Raw genomic sequence first — 19,088 nt, forward strand, 5'->3', positions numbered from 1 at the left:
GGTTTCCGGCCGCAGCCAGAACCTTGCTCATCGTAGCAGTGCGCTGATCTCGGCCCGTTCGGCACGCGTTCGCACGAGTGCCCCATTCGGCTTGACGCGCCACCCTCACTCTACGTAACCTCACAGTGAGTTACGAACGTGCTCCACTGCGGGCCTCGTGGCTCCCATTCAGCGTCCCATTCAGCGCACGCGAAGCAATCTCGTCCGGGGAGATCCATGTCCAGCGACTATGCAAAGCAGCTCGGGGCCAAGCTCCGGGCGATCCGCACTCAGCAGAATCTCTCCCTGCACGGTGTGGAGGAGAAGTCCACGGGCCGCTGGAAGGCCGTCGTGGTCGGCTCCTACGAGCGCGGCGACCGTGCCGTGACGGTGCAGCGCCTCGCCGAGCTGGCCGATTTCTACGGCGTCCCGGTGCAGGAGCTGCTGCCCGGCGGCACCCCGGGCGGCGCGGCCGAGCCGCCGCCGCGTCTGGTGCTCGACCTCGAGCGGCTGACTCAGGTCCCGTCCGAGAAGGCCGGCCCGCTGCAGCGCTACGCCGCGACCATCCAGTCGCAGCGCGGCGACTACAACGGCAAGATCCTCTCGATCCGCCAGGACGACCTGCGCACCCTCGCGGTCATCTACGACCAGTCCCCCTCGATCCTCACCGAGCAGCTGATCAGCTGGGGCGTGCTGAACCCGGACGCGCGGCGCGCCGTCCGCGAGGACGACGCGAGCTGATCTCCGCTCCCTGAGCGTTCGCACTGAAGAAACGTCACAGCGGGGCGGGGGGGGGGGGGGGCCGGCCCCCCCCCCCCCGGGGCCCCCCCCCCCCCCCGGGGCCCCGGGGGCGGCCCGCCCCCCCCGGGCCCCCGGCCACCCCCCCCCCCCCCGCCGCCCCGCGCCCCCCCCCGCCCGGGCGCCCCCCCCCCCCCCCCCCCCGGGGGGGGGGGGGGGGGGGCCCCCCCCCCCCCCCGCCCCGCTGTCGCACGCTCAGACCACGGTGCCCAGGCTGAAGCCCGGACCGGCCGGGACACCGTGCATCGCCACCTCCGCCGGCGTCCAGTCGAAGCCGGTGCTGCGCCAGGCCCAGGCGACCTGCCGGTACTCGCCGCACAGCGAGCCGGAGCCCTGCGTCCCGTGCAGCACCGCGGCGCCGGGCAGTTCGCCGTACAGACCCGCGCAGAGCACCGCCGTGATCAGGTCGAGGTCCTCGTCGTTGATCCGGACGGCGCCGTCCTCCCAGTGCAGCACCCGGGCGTGCGCCTCCAGCGCCCCGCCGGGGGCGTCCACCGCGACCCGGAACTCGTACGCCCCGCAGCCGGCGCCGACCATCACCCGGCGGAACACCTCGGACGCCTGCTGGTACGTCCAGCGCGCCCGCGGATCGGCGGCCGCCTTCCCCCAGCCCAGGGGGCTCGGAGGTACCCCCACGGCGGCGCACAGCGCGCCGTCCATCACCAGGTCCGCGTGCCGCAGCGTCAGACCGCCCTCGCGGGCCCGGACCAGCCGGGGCACGAAGTCGGCGAGCTCCTCGCCGCGGTAGGTGACCAGCTGGGTCTGCAGCGGCGGGTTGACCAGGTAACCGTCCCGGGCGGCCTGCTCGCCCGGGTCGACGCCGTGCAGCAGGCAGTAGTCCGCGAAGTCCGCGGGGTGGAACATCCGGGCCCGGACCGTCCCGTAGCACTCCACGGCCTCGGCCAGCAGGTCGGCGGTCTCGCGCAGGTAGGTCTCGTAGTCCGGCGCGTCGGTGAGCTGCCACTCCCGCGCCCGGGCGAAGTCGGCCTCGTCGGTCAGGATCCCGGTGACGAACGCCTCGTCGCTGCGGCGCGAGGACTCGGCACCGCAACGGCGCGGCCGACGGCTGTTCCTGGACATCGGTGGCTCCCGGGGATCTCGGTCGAGCAACTGCTGACCGACTTCTCCCCTCCCACACCCGTCCCACACACACGGGCTGTCACAACTCTGCAACTGACCGTCAAGTCCGGCGCGCGCCCCGCCGAGATGGGACCGCCGGGGCGCGGGGCGGCCCAGGAGGCCGATCCGGGCCCGATGGCGCAAGGTTTTGACTATTGACCGCATGGGGCCGCGCTGCGGCAGGCCCCGGCTCACGGCCGGGCGCGAGACCGCCGCAGTGAGCCGAAACCAGCCGAAGGAGCGGTTTCAAGTGAAGGCTGCACGCTACTACGACCGCGGCGACATCCGGATCGAGGACATCGCGGAGCCCGCCGTCCGGCCGGGCACGGTGGGCATCGACGTCGCCTACTGCGGGATCTGCGGCACCGACCTGCACGAATACCTCGACGGCCCGATCTTCGTCCCGCCCGCCGGCCACCCGCACCCGATCTCGGGCGAGAGCGCCCCCGTGACGCTCGGCCATGAGATGTCCGGCGTCGTGTACGCGGTGGGCGAGGGCGTCGACGACCTGAAACCGGGCGACCGCGTGGTCGTCGAGCCCTACATCCTGCGCCCCGAGGTCGACACCGGCGAGAACAACCCGGTCTACCACCTGTCGCCCGACATGAACTTCATCGGCCTCGCGGGGCGCGGTGGCGGACTCGCCGAGAAGATCGTCGTCGAACGCCGGTGGGTGCACCCCGTCGGCGACCTCCCGCTCGACCAGGCGGCCCTGATCGAGCCGCTGTCGGTCGGGTACCACGCGTTCCAGCGCTCGGGCGCGAAGGCCGGCGACTTCGCCCTGGTCGGCGGCGCCGGACCGATCGGGCTGCTCACCTGCGCGGTGCTCAAGGCGATGGGCGTCGAGGTCGCGGTCTCCGAACTCAGCTCGCTGCGGCGGCAGAAGGCGCTGGATTCCAAGGCCGCCGACCACGTCATCGACCCGGCCGCCACCGACGTCGTCGAGGAGGTCCGCCGCCTCACCGCCGGCCGGGGCGCGGACGTCGCGTTCGAGGCGACGTCCGTCAACGCCGTCCTCGACACGCTGTTCGACGCGATCAAGCCGGGCGGGGTGATCACCGTCATCTCGATCTGGGGCAAGCCGGCGTCGCTCGACATGCAGAAGCTCGTCCTCAAGGAGGTCGATCTGCGCGGCACCATCGCCTACGTCAACTCCCACCCGCAGACCATCAAGCTGGTGCAGGAGGGACGGATCGACCTGGCGCCGTTCATCACGAAGACGATCGGGCTGGACCACCTCGTCACCGAAGGCTTCGAGACCCTCATCCACCACAACGAGACGGCCGTCAAGATCCTGGTCGACCCGCGCCGCTGACCTGCCCCGAGCCGGCCCCCGGTCAGCGCGGGGTCTTGGCGAGCTGGCGGGACTGAGCGACCAGGCGGCCGTCCTCGTCCCAGATCTCGCAGTCCTCCTCGAAGTAGCCGCCGGCCAGGTTGCGGGTGGCGTGCGAGACCCGCAGCCAGCCGTCGGCGGGCAGGGCGCGCAGGTGGACGGTCAGTTCGATGGTGGGGGCCCAGCCGGGGCGGCCCAGGTCGAAGGTGACGGGGGGCAGCGCGTCGGCGGTGAGCAGCAGCGAGAGCGGGTCGGCGGGGCGGCCGTCGGCGAGCCGGAACCAGCCCTGGATGCGGCCCTCCTTGGACGGCTGGCCGAGCGCCCAGCCGACGGTGGCCGGGTCCAGGCGCAGGTCGAGGCGCTCCAACAGGGCGGCCTGGGCGATGAGTTCCCTGGGCGCGAGCTCGATGCCGACGCACTGATCGGGGGCGGGCAGCACGGGCGGCAGCGCGGTGGTGGCGACCTCGTCGTCGAGCGCGCCGAGGTCGGTGAACGCGGCGGTGACCCGCAGCCGCTCCTCGCCGTCCTGGGAGAGGATCGCGCTGCCGGTGGCCAGGGTGCGGCCGCGGCGCATGATCTCGGTGCGGACGGTGGCCGGCCCGGGGCGGGACGGCGAGACGTAGGTGCCGCTGACGGTCAGCGGGTGCGGGTGGCCGGGCCCGGCCTCCAGGGCGAGGGCGTGTGCGGCGAAGGCGAGCAGCAGTCCGCCGTTGACGCCGCCGCCGATCTGCCAGCCGTCGCCGAGTTCGCCGTCGTAGCGGCCGGGTTCGTCCGGGTGCGGGGTGAGCGCGATGCCCCGGTCGAACTCGCTGGTGGTCTCCGGCATGGCTGAGGCCCTTCTGCGCAGACGCCAAAACACATTACTAGCCGGTAGCTTACGCGCGAAGGCCGCCGGACCAACAGGTCCGACGGCCTTCGAACAGGCAGTGCGAGCTCAGCGACGAATGGTCGGCTTGAGCTCCAGGAAGCGGGCGAGCAGGCCGTTCACGAAGGCCGGCGACTCGTCCGTGGAGTACTCCTTGGCAATCTCGACGGCCTCGTCCAGGACGACCGCGTCGGGGGTGCCGTCTTCCCAGATCAGCTCGTACGCACCGAGCCGGAGCACGTTGCGGTCCGCGATCGGCATCCGGTCGAGCGTCCAGCCCACCGCGTAGGTGGAGATCAGGTCGTCGATGGTGCGCGCGTGCTGCGAGTAGCCCTCGACCAGCTGCATGGTGTACTCCGCGACCTGCGGAATACCCTCGTCCGGACGGGGGTCGCGCGAGCGCGCGACCCAGTCGGCGAGCACCCGCTCGGGGGCCACGCCGCGGTGGTCCGCCTCGAACAGGATCTGAAAGGCCCGGGTGCGGGCCTTGGTGCGAGCAGAGGCCACGATTACTTGACCCGGCCGAGGTAGCTGCCGTCGCGGGTGTCGACCTTGACCTTCTCGCCGGTGGTGACGAACAGCGGCACCTGGATCTCGGCACCGGTCTCCAGGGTGGCGGGCTTGGTGCCACCGGTGGAGCGGTCGCCCTGCAGGCCCGGCTCGGTCTCGGAGATGACCAGCTCGACCGCGGCGGGGAGCTCGATGTACAGCGGGACGCCCTCGTTCTGCGCGACCAGGGCCTCGAAGCCCTCGAGCAGGTACTTGGCGGCGTCGCCGACGGTGGCGGCGTCGACCGGGACCTGGTCGTAGGTGTCCATGTCCATGAAGATGAAGGTCTCGCCGTCGCGGTACGAGTACTGCATCGTCCGCTTGTCGACGTTGGCGGTCTCGACCTTGACGCCCGCGTTGAAGGTCTTCTCGACGACCTTGCCGGAGAGGACCTCCTTCAGCTTGGTGCGAACGAAGGCCGGGCCCTTGCCGGGCTTGACGTGCTGGAACTCGACGACGGACCAGAGCTTGCCGCCGTCCAGCTTGAGGACCATGCCGTTCTTGAGATCATTCGTGGAAGCCACGGGCGCACTTACTCCTGATATGTCCGCTGTCAAAGAACACCAAGCAGTGCGCCGCCGGAGCCCGTTGGGCTACAGCGCGAGGAGCTCCTTGGTGGTGATGGTGAGCAGCTCGGGCCCGCCCTCCTCGGGAGGCCGCACCACGAGCGTGTCCTCGATCCGGACGCCGCCCCGGCCCGGGAGATGCACTCCTGGACCGACGGTGACCGGCACGCGATTGTCCAGTTTACCCATGTCGGCGGGCCCGAGGCGCGGCGCCTCCCTGATCTCCAGGCCGATGCCGTGCCCGAGCGGGTGGACGGCGTGCTCGGCGTGGCCCGCGGCCTGCAGGATCGAGCGGGCCGCGTCGTCCGGGACGTGCTGCTCGACGCCCGGCCCGAGCGCCTCCCGGCCGGCCCGCTGGGCGCGGAACACCAGGCGGTGCAGCTCGACCTGCCAGGCGGCGGGGGCGGCCCCGATCACGAAGGTGCGGGCGGTGGAGATGCCGTAGCCGCGGTACTGCGCGCCCAGCGCGACGGTGAGGAAGTCGCCCTCCTCGACCCGGCGGTCGGTGGGCTGGTGGCGCTCCAGGCCGGAGTGGCTGCCGGTGCCGACGGAGACCGGGAAGGCGGCCCGGTCGGCGCCGTGGTCGATCATCCGGCGCTCCAGCTCCATCGCCAGGTGGCGTTCGGTGCGGCCGACCAGGATCGATTCGAGCAGCTCGCCGAGCGCCTGGTCGGCGATCTCGGCGGCGATCCGCAGGTCGGCGAGCTCGTGCTCGTCCTTGACCACCCGCAGCCGCTCCACCGCCCGGTCCAGGTCGAGCAGCCGGGCCGGCTCGACCTGCCGGGCGATGGCGCGGTGCCGGGCGACCGTCAGGTCGTGCTCCTCGACGGCGAGGTCCCGCACCCGCAGCCGGGCGGCGGCCTCGGCGGCGGCCACCGCGGCGTCCGTCTCGGCGGGCGCCGCCAGCCGGGTGACCTCCTCGTCCACCTCGCGCTCCACCGACTCCTCGGGCGGCACGTCCTGCGGCAGCGCCAGCACCGCGCGTTCGCGGGTGAGCAGCAGCGCGGCGCCGCACGGCGGGCAGCCGGTGAGGTAGCGGACGTTGGCGGCGCGCGTGATCAGCGCGGCGTCGGCTCCGGAGGCGCTGCAGTACTCGCGGAGGCGTTCGCGTCGGGCGGCGTGCGCGTCGGACATGTCTCCGAGCCTACGAACGGGGCCCGGGGGCCGCCCGTCGGAACGGGCCCGATCGGGGCGGGAATGCGGCGGGGCAGGGGCGTGTTGTGGCCACATGAAAACGGCAATCGTTGCCGAGAGTGGAGGTTCGAGATGGCGCGCAGCGAGCTGCGACCGGTGATCACGCTCCGGTCGGCGGCGGGCACGGGCTTCAGCTACGTGACCCGCAAGAACCGGCGGAACAACCCCGACCGGATCGTCCTGCGGAAGTTCGACCCGGTGGCCGGGCGGCACGTGGAGTTCCGCGAAACCCGCTGACCACAGGGCAGTTGAGGGCGTTCGAAGGCTGTTGAAGGCTTGGCGAAGGAGGAGCAGATGAAGCAGGGAGTGCACCCCGAGTACCGTCCGGTGGTGTTCCGGGACAAGACGGGCGGCCTGTCGTTCCTGACCCGATCCACGGCCACCAGCGGCCGGACGGTCGAGTGGACGGACGGGCGGGCGTACCCGGTGGTGGACGTCGAGACGTCCTCCGCGAGCCACCCGTTCTACACCGGCAAGGCCCGCCTGCTGGACACCGCGGGCCGGGTGGAGCTGTACCGGCGCAGGTACGGCCTCTGACAGACGTGCGGCGAAGGGCCCCGGGAGCTTCCCGGGGCCCTTCGCTCACTTGCCGGCCGGCGGGGGTACGGAGACCACCAGGGTGAGCCGGCAGTCGCCGGCGCCCTCGTTGCGGTAGCTGTGGGCGGTTCCGGCCTCGTAGGAGGCGGTGGAGCCGGCCGGGATGCGGTGGGCGCGGCCGTCGAGGACGAGGGTGAGTTCGCCCTCGTCGATCCGGGCGATCTCGACGGTGCCGGCCGGGTGCGGGTCCGAGGCGTGGGTCTCGCCGGGGCGCAGGTGCCAGGTCCACAGCTCCAGCGGGCCGGGGGCCTCGATGCCGTTCAGCAGGACGCCACTGCCGCCGTCCGGGCCGCTCCACAGCCGCACGGCGTCCTCGGCGGGGATGATCCGCACCACCGAGGTCTCGTCGTAGTCGAGCAGCCGGGCGATCGAGACGCCGAGGGCGTCGGCGAGCCGGACCACGGTGCCGACACTGGGGTTGGTGCGGGCCTGCTCGATCTGGACCACCATGCCGCGGCTGACGCCGGAGCGGGCCGCGAGGGCGTCCAGGGTGTGGCCGCGTTCGGTGCGCAGCCGCTTGAGGTTGCGGGCGAGGGCCTGGGTGACGAGATCGGGTTCCGGCACGCTGAGTCCAATATTTTAGTTGGGTCGGTTGAATGGGTTGAACTATGCTGCGGCAGCACGACAGATCCATCGACTGTACTGCGGAGTCCATCATGCTGCCCCCCGCTCACCGCCCGACGACCTCATGAGCGCCGCCTTCGCGCTGCTCGCCAGCCTGCTCTGGGGCGTCGCCGACTACGGCGGCGGGGCGATCACCCGCCGCCTGCCCGCGCTCGGCGTCGTGGTCCTCTCGCAGACCGCCGCCGCCCTGGTCCTCGTCCTGGCCGTCACCGCCACCGGCGGCTGGGCCGACGCGGGCCCCGCGCTCTGGTACGCCGTCGCGGCCGGCGTGATCGGGCCGATCGCGCTGCTCGCCTTCTACAAGGCACTGGCGCTCGGGCCGATGGGCGTGGTCTCACCGCTGGCCACCGTCGGCGTGCTGGTGCCGATCGGCGTCGGCCTGTTCCTCGGCGAACGGCCGGGCGCCGTCCAGGGGTTGGGGATCCTGGTGGCGATCGCCGGGGTCGCGCTGGCCGGCGGCCCGCAGCGCGGCGGACCGGCCGTGAGCCGCCGGGTCCTCGTCCTCACCCTCTCCGCCGCGTTCGCGTTCGGCGCGGTGCTCGCCCTGATCGCGCATGCCAGCGCCGGCGGCGGACTGCTGCTGACGCTGTGCGTGCAACGACTGACCAACGCGGTGGTCGGCATCGGCATGCTGGCCGCCGCCGCCCGCCGGGAGCCGGTCGAACTGCGCGGCGCGGCCCGTTCGTTGCCCTCACTGACCGCCGTCGGCGTCGCCGACGTGGCCGCGAACGGCCTGTACGCCGCCGCCACCCACCTGGGCTCGGTCGCGGTGGCGGCGGTGCTGGCCTCGCTCTACCCCGTGGTGACGGCGCTGATGGCGCGCGGCCTGCTCAAGGAACGGCTGCTGCGGGTCCAGGTGGTCGGCGCCGGACTGGCCGTCGCCGGAACGCTGATCCTGGCCGCAGGTTGACTTCCCGTCAGGCCGCGCGTTCTCAGGCCCCTGCCCCCGCGAAGGCCTTGGACCGCCGGGCGATCCGCCAGTAGCCGATCGCCGCCGCCCAGACCACCACGAACAGGCCGACGATCACGAAGCCGACGTTTTCCAGACCGAGTCCGGCGATCCAGCCGGACACCGGATCGTCCAGGCCGAACTTGTCGTGCAGCACCGCGACCAGCTCGATGGTGCCGATCACGAAGGCCACCGCGATCGACAGCCCCGTAATGGTCAGGTTGTAGTACACCTTGCGGACCGGGTTGGAGAACGCCCACTGGTAGGCGAAGTTCATGAACGTGCCGTCCAGCGTGTCGAACAGGCTCATCCCGGCCGCGAACAGCAGCGGCAGGCAGACGATCGCGTACCAGGGCAGGCCGGACGCCGCACCCGAACCCGCCATCACCATCAGAGTCACCTCGGTCGCGGTGTCGAAGCCCAGGCCCAGCACCATGCCCACCGGGAACATCTGCCCGGGCCGGGTGATCGAACGGGTCGCCCGGCCCAGGATCCGGGCCAGGAAGCCCCGCGAGTCCAGGTGCTTCTCCAGCTCGGCCTCGTCGTACTCACCGGCCCGCATCGCCCGGAACACCCGCAGGATGCCCAGCAGCGCCACCAGGTTGAGCGCCGCGATCAGGTACAGGAACGCCCCCGACGCGGTGGTGCCGATGGTGCCCAGCACCTGATGGGTCGTCGAACCCTCGTCCATCAGGGTGCCCGCCAGCGCCGCCCCGCCGGCCACCAGCGCAGCCATCAGCACCACCATCGAGGAGTGCCCGAGCGCGAACCAGAAGCCCACCGAGACCGGCCGGCGGCCGTCCGCCATCAGCTTGCGGGTGGTGTTGTCGATCACCGCGATGTGGTCGGCGTCGAAGGCGTGCCGCATGCCCAGCGTGTAGGCCGTGATGCCCAGGCCCACGCCGAACACCTGGGTACCCACCTGGTACTTCTCCGGCACCACCAGGAACAGCAGCGTCCCGAACGCCGCCACGTGCAGGGCCAGGATCACCGCCATCAGGCCGGCGGTGCGCAAGGTGTCCTCGCGCCGCCAGCGGAAAGCAGGAAGAGGGGAGCCCGGGACGTTTCCGGGCATGGTCGAATCGGACGCGGTCATCCGCGCATCACGCTCCAGCACCTCGTGGATCACTTCGTGAGATGCCGTGGCCGGTCTCCTGGCTGACGGGGTGTTCGGCGTCGGCGCCCGGCCTTCCCGGCCGCGAGCGGCCAGTGGCACGAGGTGGGAGCCGACGACTCCCCGATCACAGTGGCGAGGGCCGCTCCGGACTCCTGTGACGAGCACAGTGCACCGGCTTCCCGAACACCACGGCCCGCCCACCGTAGATCCGGCCACCACGCGGCGGCAAGAGCGTCACACCGCGCAGGTGTCGAAGATCACGCCCGCCCGGCGGGCTGACGGCGCGTCACGCCATCCAGAAGAACACGCAGGTCATCCGCTTCTCGTCCAGGGTGGAGCCGTAGTACTCGGTCGCGGTGTGCATCAGGTTGGCGGTGTACAGCAGCAGCCGGTTGTAGCGGTGCGGAACGGCCAGATCCTCGGTGAACGAGTCCGGCGGGACGAAACGGGTGCCCAGCGCGTCCACCAGATTGTTGTGCGGGGCGACCACGGTGTTCCCGCCGAGCCGGCCCCCCGGCAGGCTCTGCCGGTAGAAGCTCGTCCCGCACCGCTTCGGCACGTTCGGGTTGAGGTACAGCACGGCGGCGTACCGGCACAGCGACCGCGAATCGGTGTGCGGCCGCGGCTCGCACTCCCCCTCCCCCACCACCTGCACGCAGTTGTGGTTGAACGTGCCGCCCTCGGCCTCGCTCAACGCCCAGATCCGCGGCACCTGCACGGTCTCCCGCACCAGCTTCTCGACGTGCGCCAACTCCTCCGGCTCCAGCCCGGGCATCGCCCGCAACCCCGGCCAGGGCTCCGGCCTGTGCGGATACCCCTCGTCCCAGTCGGTACGCGCCAGATGCCGGGCCCGCACCGCATCCGGATCCGGCAGGACATCGTCCAGCACCCAGTAGTCACGCCCCTTGGTGGGCTTGCGGTACGGGAGGACCGGAAGGGCCGGAGTCGGGCGCGGGCCCTGGAACGGTTGCACGGGCATGGACCCGACAATAGGAGCGCGCCCCGAACCCCTCGCCCAAGGGCCGGTCAACCTTCCGTCAAGGCTTCCCCACTACCCTCCGTGATGACGACCCGTCATGCCTGCTGGCAGCGCGGACACCAGAACAGGTTCCGGGCCGCCAACTCCTCGGTCCGCACCGGGGTTTCACACACCAGACACGGCTGATCCTGCCGCCGGTACACGTACACCTCACCACCGTGGTCGTCCACCCGCGGCGGACGCCCCATCGCCTCCGGCGTGTGCTCCGGCCGCACGGTGTCGATCCGCCCCGCCGCGACACCGTCATGCATCAGCGCCACCAGATCCGCCCAGATCGCGTCCCACTCGGCCCGGCTCAGATCCCGCCCCGCCCGGTGCGGACTGATCCCCAACCGGAACAGCACCTCCGCGCGATACACGTTGCCGACACCCGCCAGCACCTTCTGATCCATCAGCAACGCGGCCACCGTCGTCCCGCTCCGCGAGATCCGCTGCCACGCCGCATCCCCCACCTCCCCCGGCCGCAACGGATCCGGCCCCAGCCTGCGATGCACCGCCGCCTTCTCCCCCGGCGTCAGCACCTCGCACGCCGTCGGCCCCCGCAGATCCGCGTACCCACTCCCGTTCTCCATCCGCAACCGCACCTGCCCGACCGGCTCCGGAGCCTCCCCCACCCCGAACTCGTACTTCCCGTACAACCCGAGATGCACATGCAGCCAGTCGTCGCCGAACCCCAGGAACAGATGCTTCCCGTGCGCCTCCGCAACCTCCAACACCCGCCCGTCCAGCAGCCCCGCCCCCTCCACGAAGCGCCCCTGCGGCGACGAAACCCGCACCGCCCGCCCCCCGAACAGCTCCCCGTTCAACCCGGCCAACCGATGCACCACATGCCCCTCGGGCACCCGCGCCACCTCCACATTCGTTCCCGTCCAACACCCCCATTCTCCCCGCCCCCACCGACACCCCGGCAGAGCCAAAGGTCCACCCCCACCACGGGCCAGAACGACACCAAGCCTGCGGCGGACGCCCGCACAAGGCGAACCTGCGCAGCGAAAGCCCGTACAGCGAAACCCCACGCAGTGGAGGCGCATACACCCGAAGCCCGCACAACGAAGCTCTCCCAGTGGAAACCCACATGACAAAGACCCGCGCAGCGAGGCCAGCGCCACCGAAGCCCGCGCCACCGAAGCCAGCGCAGCGAGGCCAGCGCAACGAGGCCAGCGCAACGAAAGCCCACACAGCGAAACCCCATGCAGCGGAGACCCGCGCCACAAAAACCCGCACCGCGAAAGGCGGCGCAGCGGAACCCCCTGCACAGCCCTGCCCGGCGAAGGCCCGCGCCGCCGACGCCCGCGCAGCTAGAGCCCCCCAGTGGAAACCCACTCACCGAACCCGGGCAGCGCAGTCCCGCGCAGTGGAAACCCGCGCGGTCAAAGACCGCGCAGCGAAGCTCCGCGCAGCGGAACCCTCCCCATCACAACCCACGCAGCAAAAACCCCTCCGCATCACGGCCCGCCCGGCGAGGACCACGCCGCCGAAGCCCCCGCAGCAAAAGTCCCCGCCGCCGAAGCTCCGCGCAGCGGAAACTCCTCACGCCCAAGCCCCGCGCAGCGGGTTGCCCCCGGCCTGCGCGCAGCGCTCGTCGCGGGTCGGGTTGCGCGGCGCGGGTGGAGGGAGCTCCCCGCAGGGGGTCAGCGTTGGTGGAGGCGGGAGAGGATCGCCTGGTCGAGCGCGGCGGCCGTCTCGGGGACGGTGAGGTTGGAGTTGTCGATGATGGGGAGGCCGGAGGTGCGCCAGCCGGCCATGCGGCCGTGGATGCGGGCCACTTCGTCGTCGGAGAGGCGGCGGTTGCCGGAGCGTTCGGCGTTGCGGGCGAGGACGCGGTCGAGGCCGGGGAGGAGGACGACGGGGATCATGCCGGGGCCGATGTGGCGCTTCCAGCCGCCGAGGCCGATCGCGGGTCGGTCGGGGAAGACGGCGTCGTCGATGATGCAGGAGATGCCGTTGGCGAGGTAGTTGCGGCAGGCGAAGCCGCAGGTGCGCCGGGCGAGGCGGTACTGGGCCTCGGAGGCGGTGTTCCAGCCGGACTGCGGGTTGGCGAACCCGGCCTGGACCCATTCGCGGACGTCGTCGAGGCTGATGTGCGCGGTGGGGGTGGGTCGGCGCTCGGCCCAGTAGCGGGCGACGGTGGTCTTGCCGGCGCCGGCCGCGCCGATCAGCAGGACGGCGATCGGTCCGACGGGCAGCGGGGCGGCCGGTGCGGGCATCGGCGGTGGCGCGGCGGGGAGTTGGACGGTGCCGCCGCTGGGGAGCAGGAAGTGCCCGGTACCGCCGGGCGCGACGGCCTTGAGCGGGACGGTCGGCCGGTCGGGGCGGGTGGCGATCGGCCCGAGGGTGGGTATGGCCTGGGTGGTGGCGGGCAGTACCGGTGCGGGGTACGGCTGTTGAGGGGCCGTCGGATACGGGGGCGTCCCCGGGCGGGGCGGCACCTGGCCCCCCGGATGGTGGCTCTGCGCGTACTGGCTCACCGTCACCTCCCTGCGCCGAATGTACACGTCGGCCCGGTGGCGGGCACAAGTCCGCCACCGGGCCGCGCGGTGCTCAGCGGGTGGTCAGCTGTTCGGCGAGTGCCCGCAGGGCGAGTTCGTACGAGCCGAGACCGAAGCCCGCGATGGTGCCGGAGGCGACCGCGGCGATGACCGAGGTGTGCCGGAAGGTCTCGCGGGTGTACGGGTTGGAGATGTGCACCTCGATGAGCGGGGCGGTGCGCTGTGCGGCGGCGTCCCGCATCGCGTACGAGTAGTGGGTGAACGCGCCGGGGTTGATCACCACGGGGGTCTTGGCGTCCGCCGCTTCGTGCAGCCAACCGACCATCTCGGCCTCGGAGTTGGTCTCCCGGACCTCGACCGAGAGCCCGAGCTCCGCGCCCAGGGCAGCACAGCGCGCAACGAGCCCCGCGTACGACGTGGAGCCGTACACGTCGGGCTCGCGGGAGCCCAGCCGGCCCAGGTTGGGGCCGTTCAGGACGAGCACCGGGACGGCGGTCATCCGGAGACCTCCGCGTACGCGGCGACCAGCAGCGACGGGTCGGGGCCTTCGAGGACGGAGGTCTTGGCGAGGCCGTCGAGGACGATGAAGCGCAGCAGGTCGCCACGCGACTTCTTGTCGATCTTCATGGCGTCCAGCAGCTTCGGCCAGGCATCCGCCCGGTAGCTGAGCGGCAGGCCGACCGAGGCCAGTACGGTGCGGTGCCGGTCGGCGGTGGCGTCGTCCAACCGCCCGGCCAGGCGGCCGAGTTCGGCGGCGAAGACCATGCCGATGGAGATCGCCGCGCCGTGCCGCCACTTGTAGCGCTCGTTGCGTTCGATGGCGTGGCCGAGGGTGTGGCCGTAGTTGAGGATCTCACGGCGGCCGGATTCCTTGAGGTCGCCGGAGACCACGTCGGCCTTGACCTGGATGGCCCGCCGGATGAGTTCCAGGGTGTGCGGGCCGGCGGGGGTGGTGGCGGCCGCGGGGTCCTGCTCGATCAGGTCGAGGATCACCGGGTCGGCGATGAAGCCGGCCTTGATCACCTCGGCCAGGCCGGAGACGTAGTCGTGCTTGCCGAGGGTCTCCAGGGTGCCGAGGTCGGCCAGCACGCCCGCGGGCGGGTGGAAGGCGCCGACCATGTTCTTGCCTTCGGCGATGTTGATGCCGGTCTTGCCGCCGACCGCGGCGTCCACCATGCCGAGCAGCGTGGTGGGCACCGAGATCCAGCGCACCCCGCGCAGCCAGGTGGCGGCGACGAAGCCCGCCAGGTCGGTGGTCGAGCCGCCGCCCAGGCCGATGATGACGTCGCTGCGGGTGAAGCCGGTCTGGCCGAGCACCGACCAGCAGTACGCGGCGACCTCGACGCTCTTGGCGTCCTCGGCGTTCGGGACCTGCAGGACGATCGCCTCGTAGCCCTGGTCGACCAGGTCCTCGCGGATCGCCTCGCCGGTGGCCTCCAGCGCCTCCGGGTGGATGATCGCCACCCGCTTGGCCTTCGGGCCGATCAGCGGGGCGAGTTCGCCGAGCAGCTGGTGCCCGATCAGCACCTCGTACGGGGCGTGGCCGTCACTACCAGCAACGGCAATCCGAACGATGTCACTCATGGGGGTTCTTCAGCTCCAGTGCTTCAAGTACGGCGTCGGCGACCTGCTCGGGCGTGCGGCCCTCGGTGTCGACCACGGCGGTGGCGACCTCCAGGTACAGCGGGCGGCGGGCCTCCATCAGTTCGCGCCAGCGGGCCCGGGGGTTGACCGCGAGCAGCGGGCGGGGGGCGTCCAGGCCGACCCGCTTGACCGCGTCGCCCAGCGCGACCTCCAGGAACACCACGGGCAGCGGGGCGAGCACTTCGCGCGTGGAAGGGGCCATCACGGCGCCCCCGCCGAGCGCGAGCACGCCCTCGAAGTCCGCACAGGCTGCCTCGACAGCTTCGCGCTCCAGCTGCCGGAAGTGCGGCTCGCCCTCGTCGACGAAGATCTCCGGGATGGGCTTGCCGGCCGTCCGCTCGATGTCCTCGTCGGTGTCGCGGAACGGCAGGCCGAGGCGCTCCGCGAGGACCCGCCCGACGGTGGACTTGCCACTGCCGGGCGGGCCGACCAGCACAACTACCGGGGCGCTCATCGGACGATCAGGTTGTCGAGGTACGACTGCACGTTGCGACGGGTCTCGGAGACGTTGTCGCCACCGAACTTCTCCGCCACCGCGTCGGCCAGCACCAGCGCCACCATCGCCTCGGCGACGATGCCGGCGGCCGGCACGGCGCACACGTCGGAGCGCTGGTGGTGCGCCTTCGCGGGCTCGCCGGTGCGCACGTCCAGCGTCTGCAGGGCGCGCGGGACGGTCGCGATCGGCTTCATCGCGGCCCGGACGCGCAGCAGCTCGCCGGTGGACAGTCCGCCCTCGGTGCCGCCGGAGCGGCCGGTGGCGCGCTTGACGCCCTCGGGGGTCGGCAGGATCTCGTCGTGCGCCTGGGAGCCGGGGATCCGGGCCAGTTCGAAGCCGTCGCCGACCTCGACGCCCTTGATCGCCTGGATGCCCATCAGCGCGGCGGCCAGCCGGGCGTCCAGGCGGCGGTCCCAGTGCACGTGCGAGCCGAGGCCGACCGGCACGCCGTACGCCAGCACCTCGACGACGCCGCCCAGGGTGTCGCCGTCCTTGTGGGCCTGGTCGATCTCGGCGACCATCGCCTTCGACGCGTCGGCGTCCAGGCAGCGCACCGGGTCCTCGTCCAGCCGGGCCTCGTCGGCGGGCAGCGGCAGCACCCCGGCCGGGGCCTTGGCGGCGGCCAGCTCGACCACGTGACTGACGATCTCGATGCCGCAGGTCTCCTTCAGGTAGGAGCGGGCGACCACGCCGAGCGCGACCCGGGCGGCGGTCTCCCGGGCGCTGGCGCGCTCCAGGATCGGCCGGGCCTCGTCGATCGAGTACTTCTGCATGCCGGCCAGGTCGGCGTGGCCCGGGCGGGGGCGGGTCAGCGGCTCGTTGCGGGCCAGGCCCGCGAGCACCTCGGGGTCGACCGGGTCGGCCGACATGACCTGCTCCCACTTCGGCCACTCGGTGTTGCCGACCATGATCGCCACCGGCGATCCCATGGTCTCGCCGTGCCGGACACCGCCGAGGAACGTCACCTCGTCCTGCTCGAACTTCATCCGCGCGCCGCGACCATAACCGAGCCGCCGGCGGGCCAGCGCGTCGGCCACCATGGCGGTGGTGACCGGCACTCCGGCCGGCAGGCCCTCCAGCGTCGCGACCAGAGCGGGGCCGTGCGACTCCCCCGCCGTCAGCCAGCGCAAGCTACCCACCGAAAAGCTCCTTCGTCAGCGGCCCGCTCGCCGCGAACGGCGGCCGGTCCGGCGTCTCGTGCTGCCCGGCCGCGGAGCGCGGCGGGGCAAGCACCGATCCTTTCACGTCCGGCGCGCCACCGGGGGCACGGTCCGCGTGGCGGACAGTGAACGTCCGCAATCGCCGTGCCGAAGCCGCAGCTCAGGACGCCAGCGCCGCCTCGCCCGCGGCCCGCATCTCAGCCAGCGGGCCCCGTTCGACGCCCGTGAACCGCTCGAACTGGAGCACCGCCTGGTGCACCAGCAGGTCCAGCCCGCCGAGCACCGTGCCGCCCCGCTCCTGGCAGGCCGCGGCCAGCGCGGTCGGCCACGGGTGGTACAGCACGTCGAACAGCACCCCGGGAGTACCGGTCAGCTGCGCGGCGAAGCCGTCGGTGGCCCCGACCGGCGTGGTGGAGACCGTCAGCGGCCCGGCCAGCGCCTGCGCCGAGTCCGCCCAGTCGGCGGTGCGCACCGCCACCCCGAGCTTCTCCCCCAACTCCCGCATCTCGGCGGCCCGTTCGGCACTGCGCACATACACGGTGACGTCACCGTCGCTGATCTGCCCGAGCGCCGCCAGCGCGGACGAGGCGGTCGCCCCGGCGCCCAGCACCGCCGCCGATTCCACCCGTTCGACGCCCCGCTCGCGCAGCGCGTTGACCAGCCCGGGAACGTCCGTGTTGTCACCGTGCCGCCGCCCGTCCGGCCCGAACACCACGGTGTTGACGGCGTCCACGGCCCGCGCGGTGTCGCTGACGGTGTCCAGCAGCGGCAGGATCGCCCGCTTCAGCGGCATGGTCAGCGACAGCCCCGCCCAGTTGGCGTCCAGCGCGATGACGAACGCCTCCAGCCCGGCCTCGTCGACCTCGTACCGGTCGTAGCGCCACTCGTCCAGGCCGAGCGCGGCATAACCGGCCCGGTGCAGGACGGGCGAGAGCGAGTGGGCGATCGGCGAGCCGAGCACGGCGGCCCTTCTGAGGTCGGTCACGCACCCGGCCCTTCCTGACTTGACGATGCGCTCGCGCCGATCTTCGCACGCGGCATCGACGGATATGAAGTGGATCAAGCCACTCCAGGCCGCAAACAGGCCACTTCGAACACAGAGCACTACCTCACCAACCACACAACCAACACACTAATGCCACTGGTCATACCAATCGCTCCAGAGTGCTCAAGGAGACCTTCATGCGCCGCATAGTCCCCGCTTCACTCGCCACAGCAGCCCTCGCCGTCGGCCTGCTCGGCATCGGCACCGGCACCGCGCAGGCCGCCACCGCCTCGTGCACCACATCCATGCTGGACATGGGGGTGATCGTGCCCGCCACCAGTTCCTACTCGACCGACTGCCTGCTGGGCCAAGGCAACCAGAGCGAGGCCGTCCAGGTGCTGCAGGGTGCCCTGAACGTCTGTTACGGCCAGAACATCTCCAGTGACGGAGTCTTTGGCCCGGCCACCAAGTCCGCGCTCATCGCCGTTCAGCGGCAAATCGGAGTAAGTGCGGACGGGACGTACGGACCCAACACTCGCGATCACATGAAGTTCATCAAGGGCAGCATCAACACCGGGGACTCCGTCTGCCGGGTCTACTGATCCGCGGCCCGGCTGCCCATCGGGTCACCGGCGGGCAGCCGGGCACATCGCTACCGCCTTGAGCTCGACCGGCGGTTCGAGGTCGGCAGCGGTAGCGGGGCGCAGCATCCGGGTCACTCGTGATCCCGGCGGGTGCGGGCGTGCCAGCGGCCCTCGCTGTGGCTGATCCGGATCGGGTGGCGGAAGCAGTCGGAGACCAGCTCGGTGGTGAGCACCTCCGCGGCCGGGCCCGCAGCGGTGACCAGTCCGTCGCGCAGCAGCAGCGCGTGGCTGGTGGTCTCCGGCAGCTCCTCCAGGTGGTGGGTGACCAGCACCGAGGCCACCTCGGGAAAGCGGCGACGCAGTTCGTCCAGGCTGTCCAGCAGCTGCTCGCGGGCGGTGAGGTCGAGCCCGGTTGCGGGCTCGTCGAGCAGCAGCAGCCGGGGCTCGGGCATCAGCGCGCGGGCGATCAGGGCCCGGCCGCGCTCGCCCTGGGAGAGGGTGGTCCAGGGGTTCTCGGCGCGGTGCGCGATGCCCAGGGTAGCGATCAACTCCTCGGCGTGGTCAAGCTGTTCGGCGGTGGGCTTGTGCCACAGGTCAGGCTCGATGGTCTGCGTGGTGCCGGTCAGCACCACCTGGCGCACGGTCAGCGGGGAGCGCAGCGGGTGCCGCGGGTTGACGTGCCCGAGATGCGCCCGCAACTCCCGCACATCGACCCGGCCCAACTGCCGCCCGAGCACCTTCACACTGCCCGCGGTGGGGTGCTCGACCGCACCCAGCAGCGACAGCAGGGTGCTCTTGCCGGCACCGTTGGCACCGAGCACCGCCCAGTGCTCCCCGGCCCGAACGGTCAGCGAGACGTCCCGTAGCAGGTACTGCCCGCCGCGCACCACGTCGACGTGCGCGGCCTCCAGCAGCGCGGGGTCCAGGTTCTGCAAGATCTCCATCCGGATCACGCTACTCGCACCCCCCACCGGCCCGGCAAAGCCGTTCCGCCCACCGGA

Annotated in this window: 22 protein-coding genes and 1 riboswitch; of the genes, 6 read left to right on the plus strand and 16 right to left on the minus strand. The window is 72.1% G+C overall.

The window, feature by feature from the left end:
* The first annotated feature begins 216 nt into the window (after nt 1–216).
* Nucleotides 217–720 carry a transcriptional regulator gene (locus ACFYS8_RS20310; protein ID WP_380488108.1) on the plus strand — a complete coding sequence of 168 codons (504 nt, stop codon included), beginning with the start codon at nt 217–219 and terminating at the stop codon, nt 718–720.
* Nucleotides 721–972: 252 nt separating this feature from the next.
* Here ACFYS8_RS20310 and ACFYS8_RS20315 read toward each other — a convergent pair whose 3' ends face one another.
* Nucleotides 973–1,857: a hypothetical protein gene (locus ACFYS8_RS20315; protein ID WP_387642890.1), complete on the minus strand. Its 885-nt coding sequence runs from the start codon at nt 1,855–1,857 to the stop codon at nt 973–975.
* 289 nt (nt 1,858–2,146) lie between these two features.
* On the opposite strand from ACFYS8_RS20315, the gene ACFYS8_RS20320 reads away from it, so the two are divergent.
* Complete coding sequence (locus ACFYS8_RS20320; RefSeq protein ID WP_387642891.1) at nt 2,147–3,211, plus strand: 2,3-butanediol dehydrogenase; 1,065 nt, start codon at nt 2,147–2,149, stop codon at nt 3,209–3,211.
* Nucleotides 3,212–3,233: 22 nt separating this feature from the next.
* On the opposite strand, the gene ACFYS8_RS20325 is transcribed toward ACFYS8_RS20320, so the two are convergent.
* From ACFYS8_RS20325 to ACFYS8_RS20340, 4 genes are all read right to left on the minus strand, one after another.
* Nucleotides 3,234–4,055 (minus strand): thioesterase family protein, encoded by an 822-nt coding sequence (locus tag ACFYS8_RS20325; RefSeq protein ID WP_387642892.1) that lies wholly within the window; start codon nt 4,053–4,055, stop codon nt 3,234–3,236.
* 108 nt (nt 4,056–4,163) lie between these two features.
* On the minus strand, nt 4,164–4,601 hold the full coding sequence (nusB, locus tag ACFYS8_RS20330; RefSeq protein ID WP_387642893.1) for a transcription antitermination factor NusB: 438 nt from the start codon (nt 4,599–4,601) through the stop codon (nt 4,164–4,166).
* A 2-nt stretch (nt 4,602–4,603) separates the two neighbouring features.
* Nucleotides 4,604–5,167, minus strand: coding sequence for an elongation factor P (gene efp, locus ACFYS8_RS20335; RefSeq protein WP_387642894.1), 564 nt, complete (start codon nt 5,165–5,167; stop codon nt 4,604–4,606).
* Between the two features lie 69 nt (nt 5,168–5,236).
* The gene (locus tag ACFYS8_RS20340) at nt 5,237–6,343 is read right to left on the minus strand and encodes an aminopeptidase P family protein (protein ID WP_387642895.1); all 1,107 of its coding nucleotides are present in this window, start codon (nt 6,341–6,343) and stop codon (nt 5,237–5,239) included.
* Nucleotides 6,344–6,475: 132 nt separating this feature from the next.
* Between ACFYS8_RS20340 and rpmG the strand changes: the two genes are divergently transcribed.
* Entirely contained in the window at nt 6,476–6,640 is a 165-nt protein-coding gene (gene rpmG, locus ACFYS8_RS20345) for a 50S ribosomal protein L33 (RefSeq protein ID WP_387642896.1), read from the plus strand.
* A gap of 57 nt (nt 6,641–6,697) precedes the next feature.
* Complete coding sequence (locus tag ACFYS8_RS20350) at nt 6,698–6,940, plus strand: type B 50S ribosomal protein L31 (protein WP_387642897.1); 243 nt, start codon at nt 6,698–6,700, stop codon at nt 6,938–6,940.
* A gap of 45 nt (nt 6,941–6,985) precedes the next feature.
* Here ACFYS8_RS20350 and ACFYS8_RS20355 read toward each other — a convergent pair whose 3' ends face one another.
* Nucleotides 6,986–7,564: an XRE family transcriptional regulator gene (locus tag ACFYS8_RS20355; RefSeq protein WP_387642898.1), complete on the minus strand. Its 579-nt coding sequence runs from the start codon at nt 7,562–7,564 to the stop codon at nt 6,986–6,988.
* A gap of 124 nt (nt 7,565–7,688) precedes the next feature.
* On the opposite strand from ACFYS8_RS20355, the gene ACFYS8_RS20360 reads away from it, so the two are divergent.
* Complete coding sequence (locus ACFYS8_RS20360; protein ID WP_387642899.1) at nt 7,689–8,534, plus strand: EamA family transporter; 846 nt, start codon at nt 7,689–7,691, stop codon at nt 8,532–8,534.
* A 22-nt stretch (nt 8,535–8,556) separates the two neighbouring features.
* On the opposite strand, the gene ACFYS8_RS20365 is transcribed toward ACFYS8_RS20360, so the two are convergent.
* The 9 genes from ACFYS8_RS20365 to ACFYS8_RS20405 all read right to left on the minus strand — a co-directional run bounded on the left by ACFYS8_RS20365 (nt 8,557) and on the right by ACFYS8_RS20405 (nt 17,503).
* The gene (locus ACFYS8_RS20365; protein ID WP_387642900.1) at nt 8,557–9,669 is read right to left on the minus strand and encodes a HoxN/HupN/NixA family nickel/cobalt transporter; all 1,113 of its coding nucleotides are present in this window, start codon (nt 9,667–9,669) and stop codon (nt 8,557–8,559) included.
* Nucleotides 9,670–9,699: 30 nt separating this feature from the next.
* Nucleotides 9,700–9,896, minus strand: a riboswitch (cobalamin riboswitch).
* 80 nt (nt 9,897–9,976) lie between these two features.
* On the minus strand, nt 9,977–10,669 hold the full coding sequence (locus tag ACFYS8_RS20370) for a DUF6445 family protein (RefSeq protein WP_387642901.1): 693 nt from the start codon (nt 10,667–10,669) through the stop codon (nt 9,977–9,979).
* Between the two features lie 95 nt (nt 10,670–10,764).
* Nucleotides 10,765–11,571, minus strand: a complete 807-nt coding sequence (locus ACFYS8_RS20375) for an Fpg/Nei family DNA glycosylase (RefSeq protein ID WP_387643038.1) — start codon at nt 11,569–11,571, stop codon at nt 10,765–10,767.
* 789 nt (nt 11,572–12,360) lie between these two features.
* Nucleotides 12,361–13,197 (minus strand): AAA family ATPase, encoded by an 837-nt coding sequence (locus ACFYS8_RS20380; RefSeq protein WP_387642902.1) that lies wholly within the window; start codon nt 13,195–13,197, stop codon nt 12,361–12,363.
* 73 nt (nt 13,198–13,270) lie between these two features.
* Complete coding sequence (gene aroQ / locus ACFYS8_RS20385) at nt 13,271–13,717, minus strand: type II 3-dehydroquinate dehydratase (protein WP_387642903.1); 447 nt, start codon at nt 13,715–13,717, stop codon at nt 13,271–13,273.
* The gene (aroB, locus tag ACFYS8_RS20390; protein WP_387642904.1) at nt 13,714–14,802 is read right to left on the minus strand and encodes a 3-dehydroquinate synthase; all 1,089 of its coding nucleotides are present in this window, start codon (nt 14,800–14,802) and stop codon (nt 13,714–13,716) included. The genes aroQ and aroB overlap by 4 nt, the downstream gene beginning before the upstream one ends.
* The gene (locus ACFYS8_RS20395; protein ID WP_387642905.1) at nt 14,795–15,316 is read right to left on the minus strand and encodes a shikimate kinase; all 522 of its coding nucleotides are present in this window, start codon (nt 15,314–15,316) and stop codon (nt 14,795–14,797) included. Before ACFYS8_RS20395 ends, aroB begins: the two co-directional genes overlap by 8 nt.
* The gene (gene aroC, locus ACFYS8_RS20400) at nt 15,313–16,497 is read right to left on the minus strand and encodes a chorismate synthase (RefSeq protein WP_387642906.1); all 1,185 of its coding nucleotides are present in this window, start codon (nt 16,495–16,497) and stop codon (nt 15,313–15,315) included. Before aroC ends, ACFYS8_RS20395 begins: the two co-directional genes overlap by 4 nt.
* A 181-nt stretch (nt 16,498–16,678) precedes the next feature.
* The gene (locus tag ACFYS8_RS20405) at nt 16,679–17,503 is read right to left on the minus strand and encodes a shikimate dehydrogenase (RefSeq protein WP_387642907.1); all 825 of its coding nucleotides are present in this window, start codon (nt 17,501–17,503) and stop codon (nt 16,679–16,681) included.
* A gap of 197 nt (nt 17,504–17,700) precedes the next feature.
* Between ACFYS8_RS20405 and ACFYS8_RS20410 the strand changes: the two genes are divergently transcribed.
* Entirely contained in the window at nt 17,701–18,105 is a 405-nt protein-coding gene (locus tag ACFYS8_RS20410; RefSeq protein ID WP_387642908.1) for a peptidoglycan-binding protein, read from the plus strand.
* A 113-nt stretch (nt 18,106–18,218) separates the two neighbouring features.
* Here ACFYS8_RS20410 and ACFYS8_RS20415 read toward each other — a convergent pair whose 3' ends face one another.
* A complete protein-coding gene (locus ACFYS8_RS20415; protein ID WP_387642909.1) occupies nt 18,219–19,031 on the minus strand; it encodes an ABC transporter ATP-binding protein in 813 nt (270 codons plus the stop codon).
* Between the last annotated feature and the right edge of the window lie 57 nt (nt 19,032–19,088).

It is taken from the genome of Kitasatospora sp. NPDC004615 (assembly GCF_042873545.1).
Taxonomy (GTDB): Bacteria; Actinomycetota; Actinomycetes; order Streptomycetales; family Streptomycetaceae; genus Kitasatospora.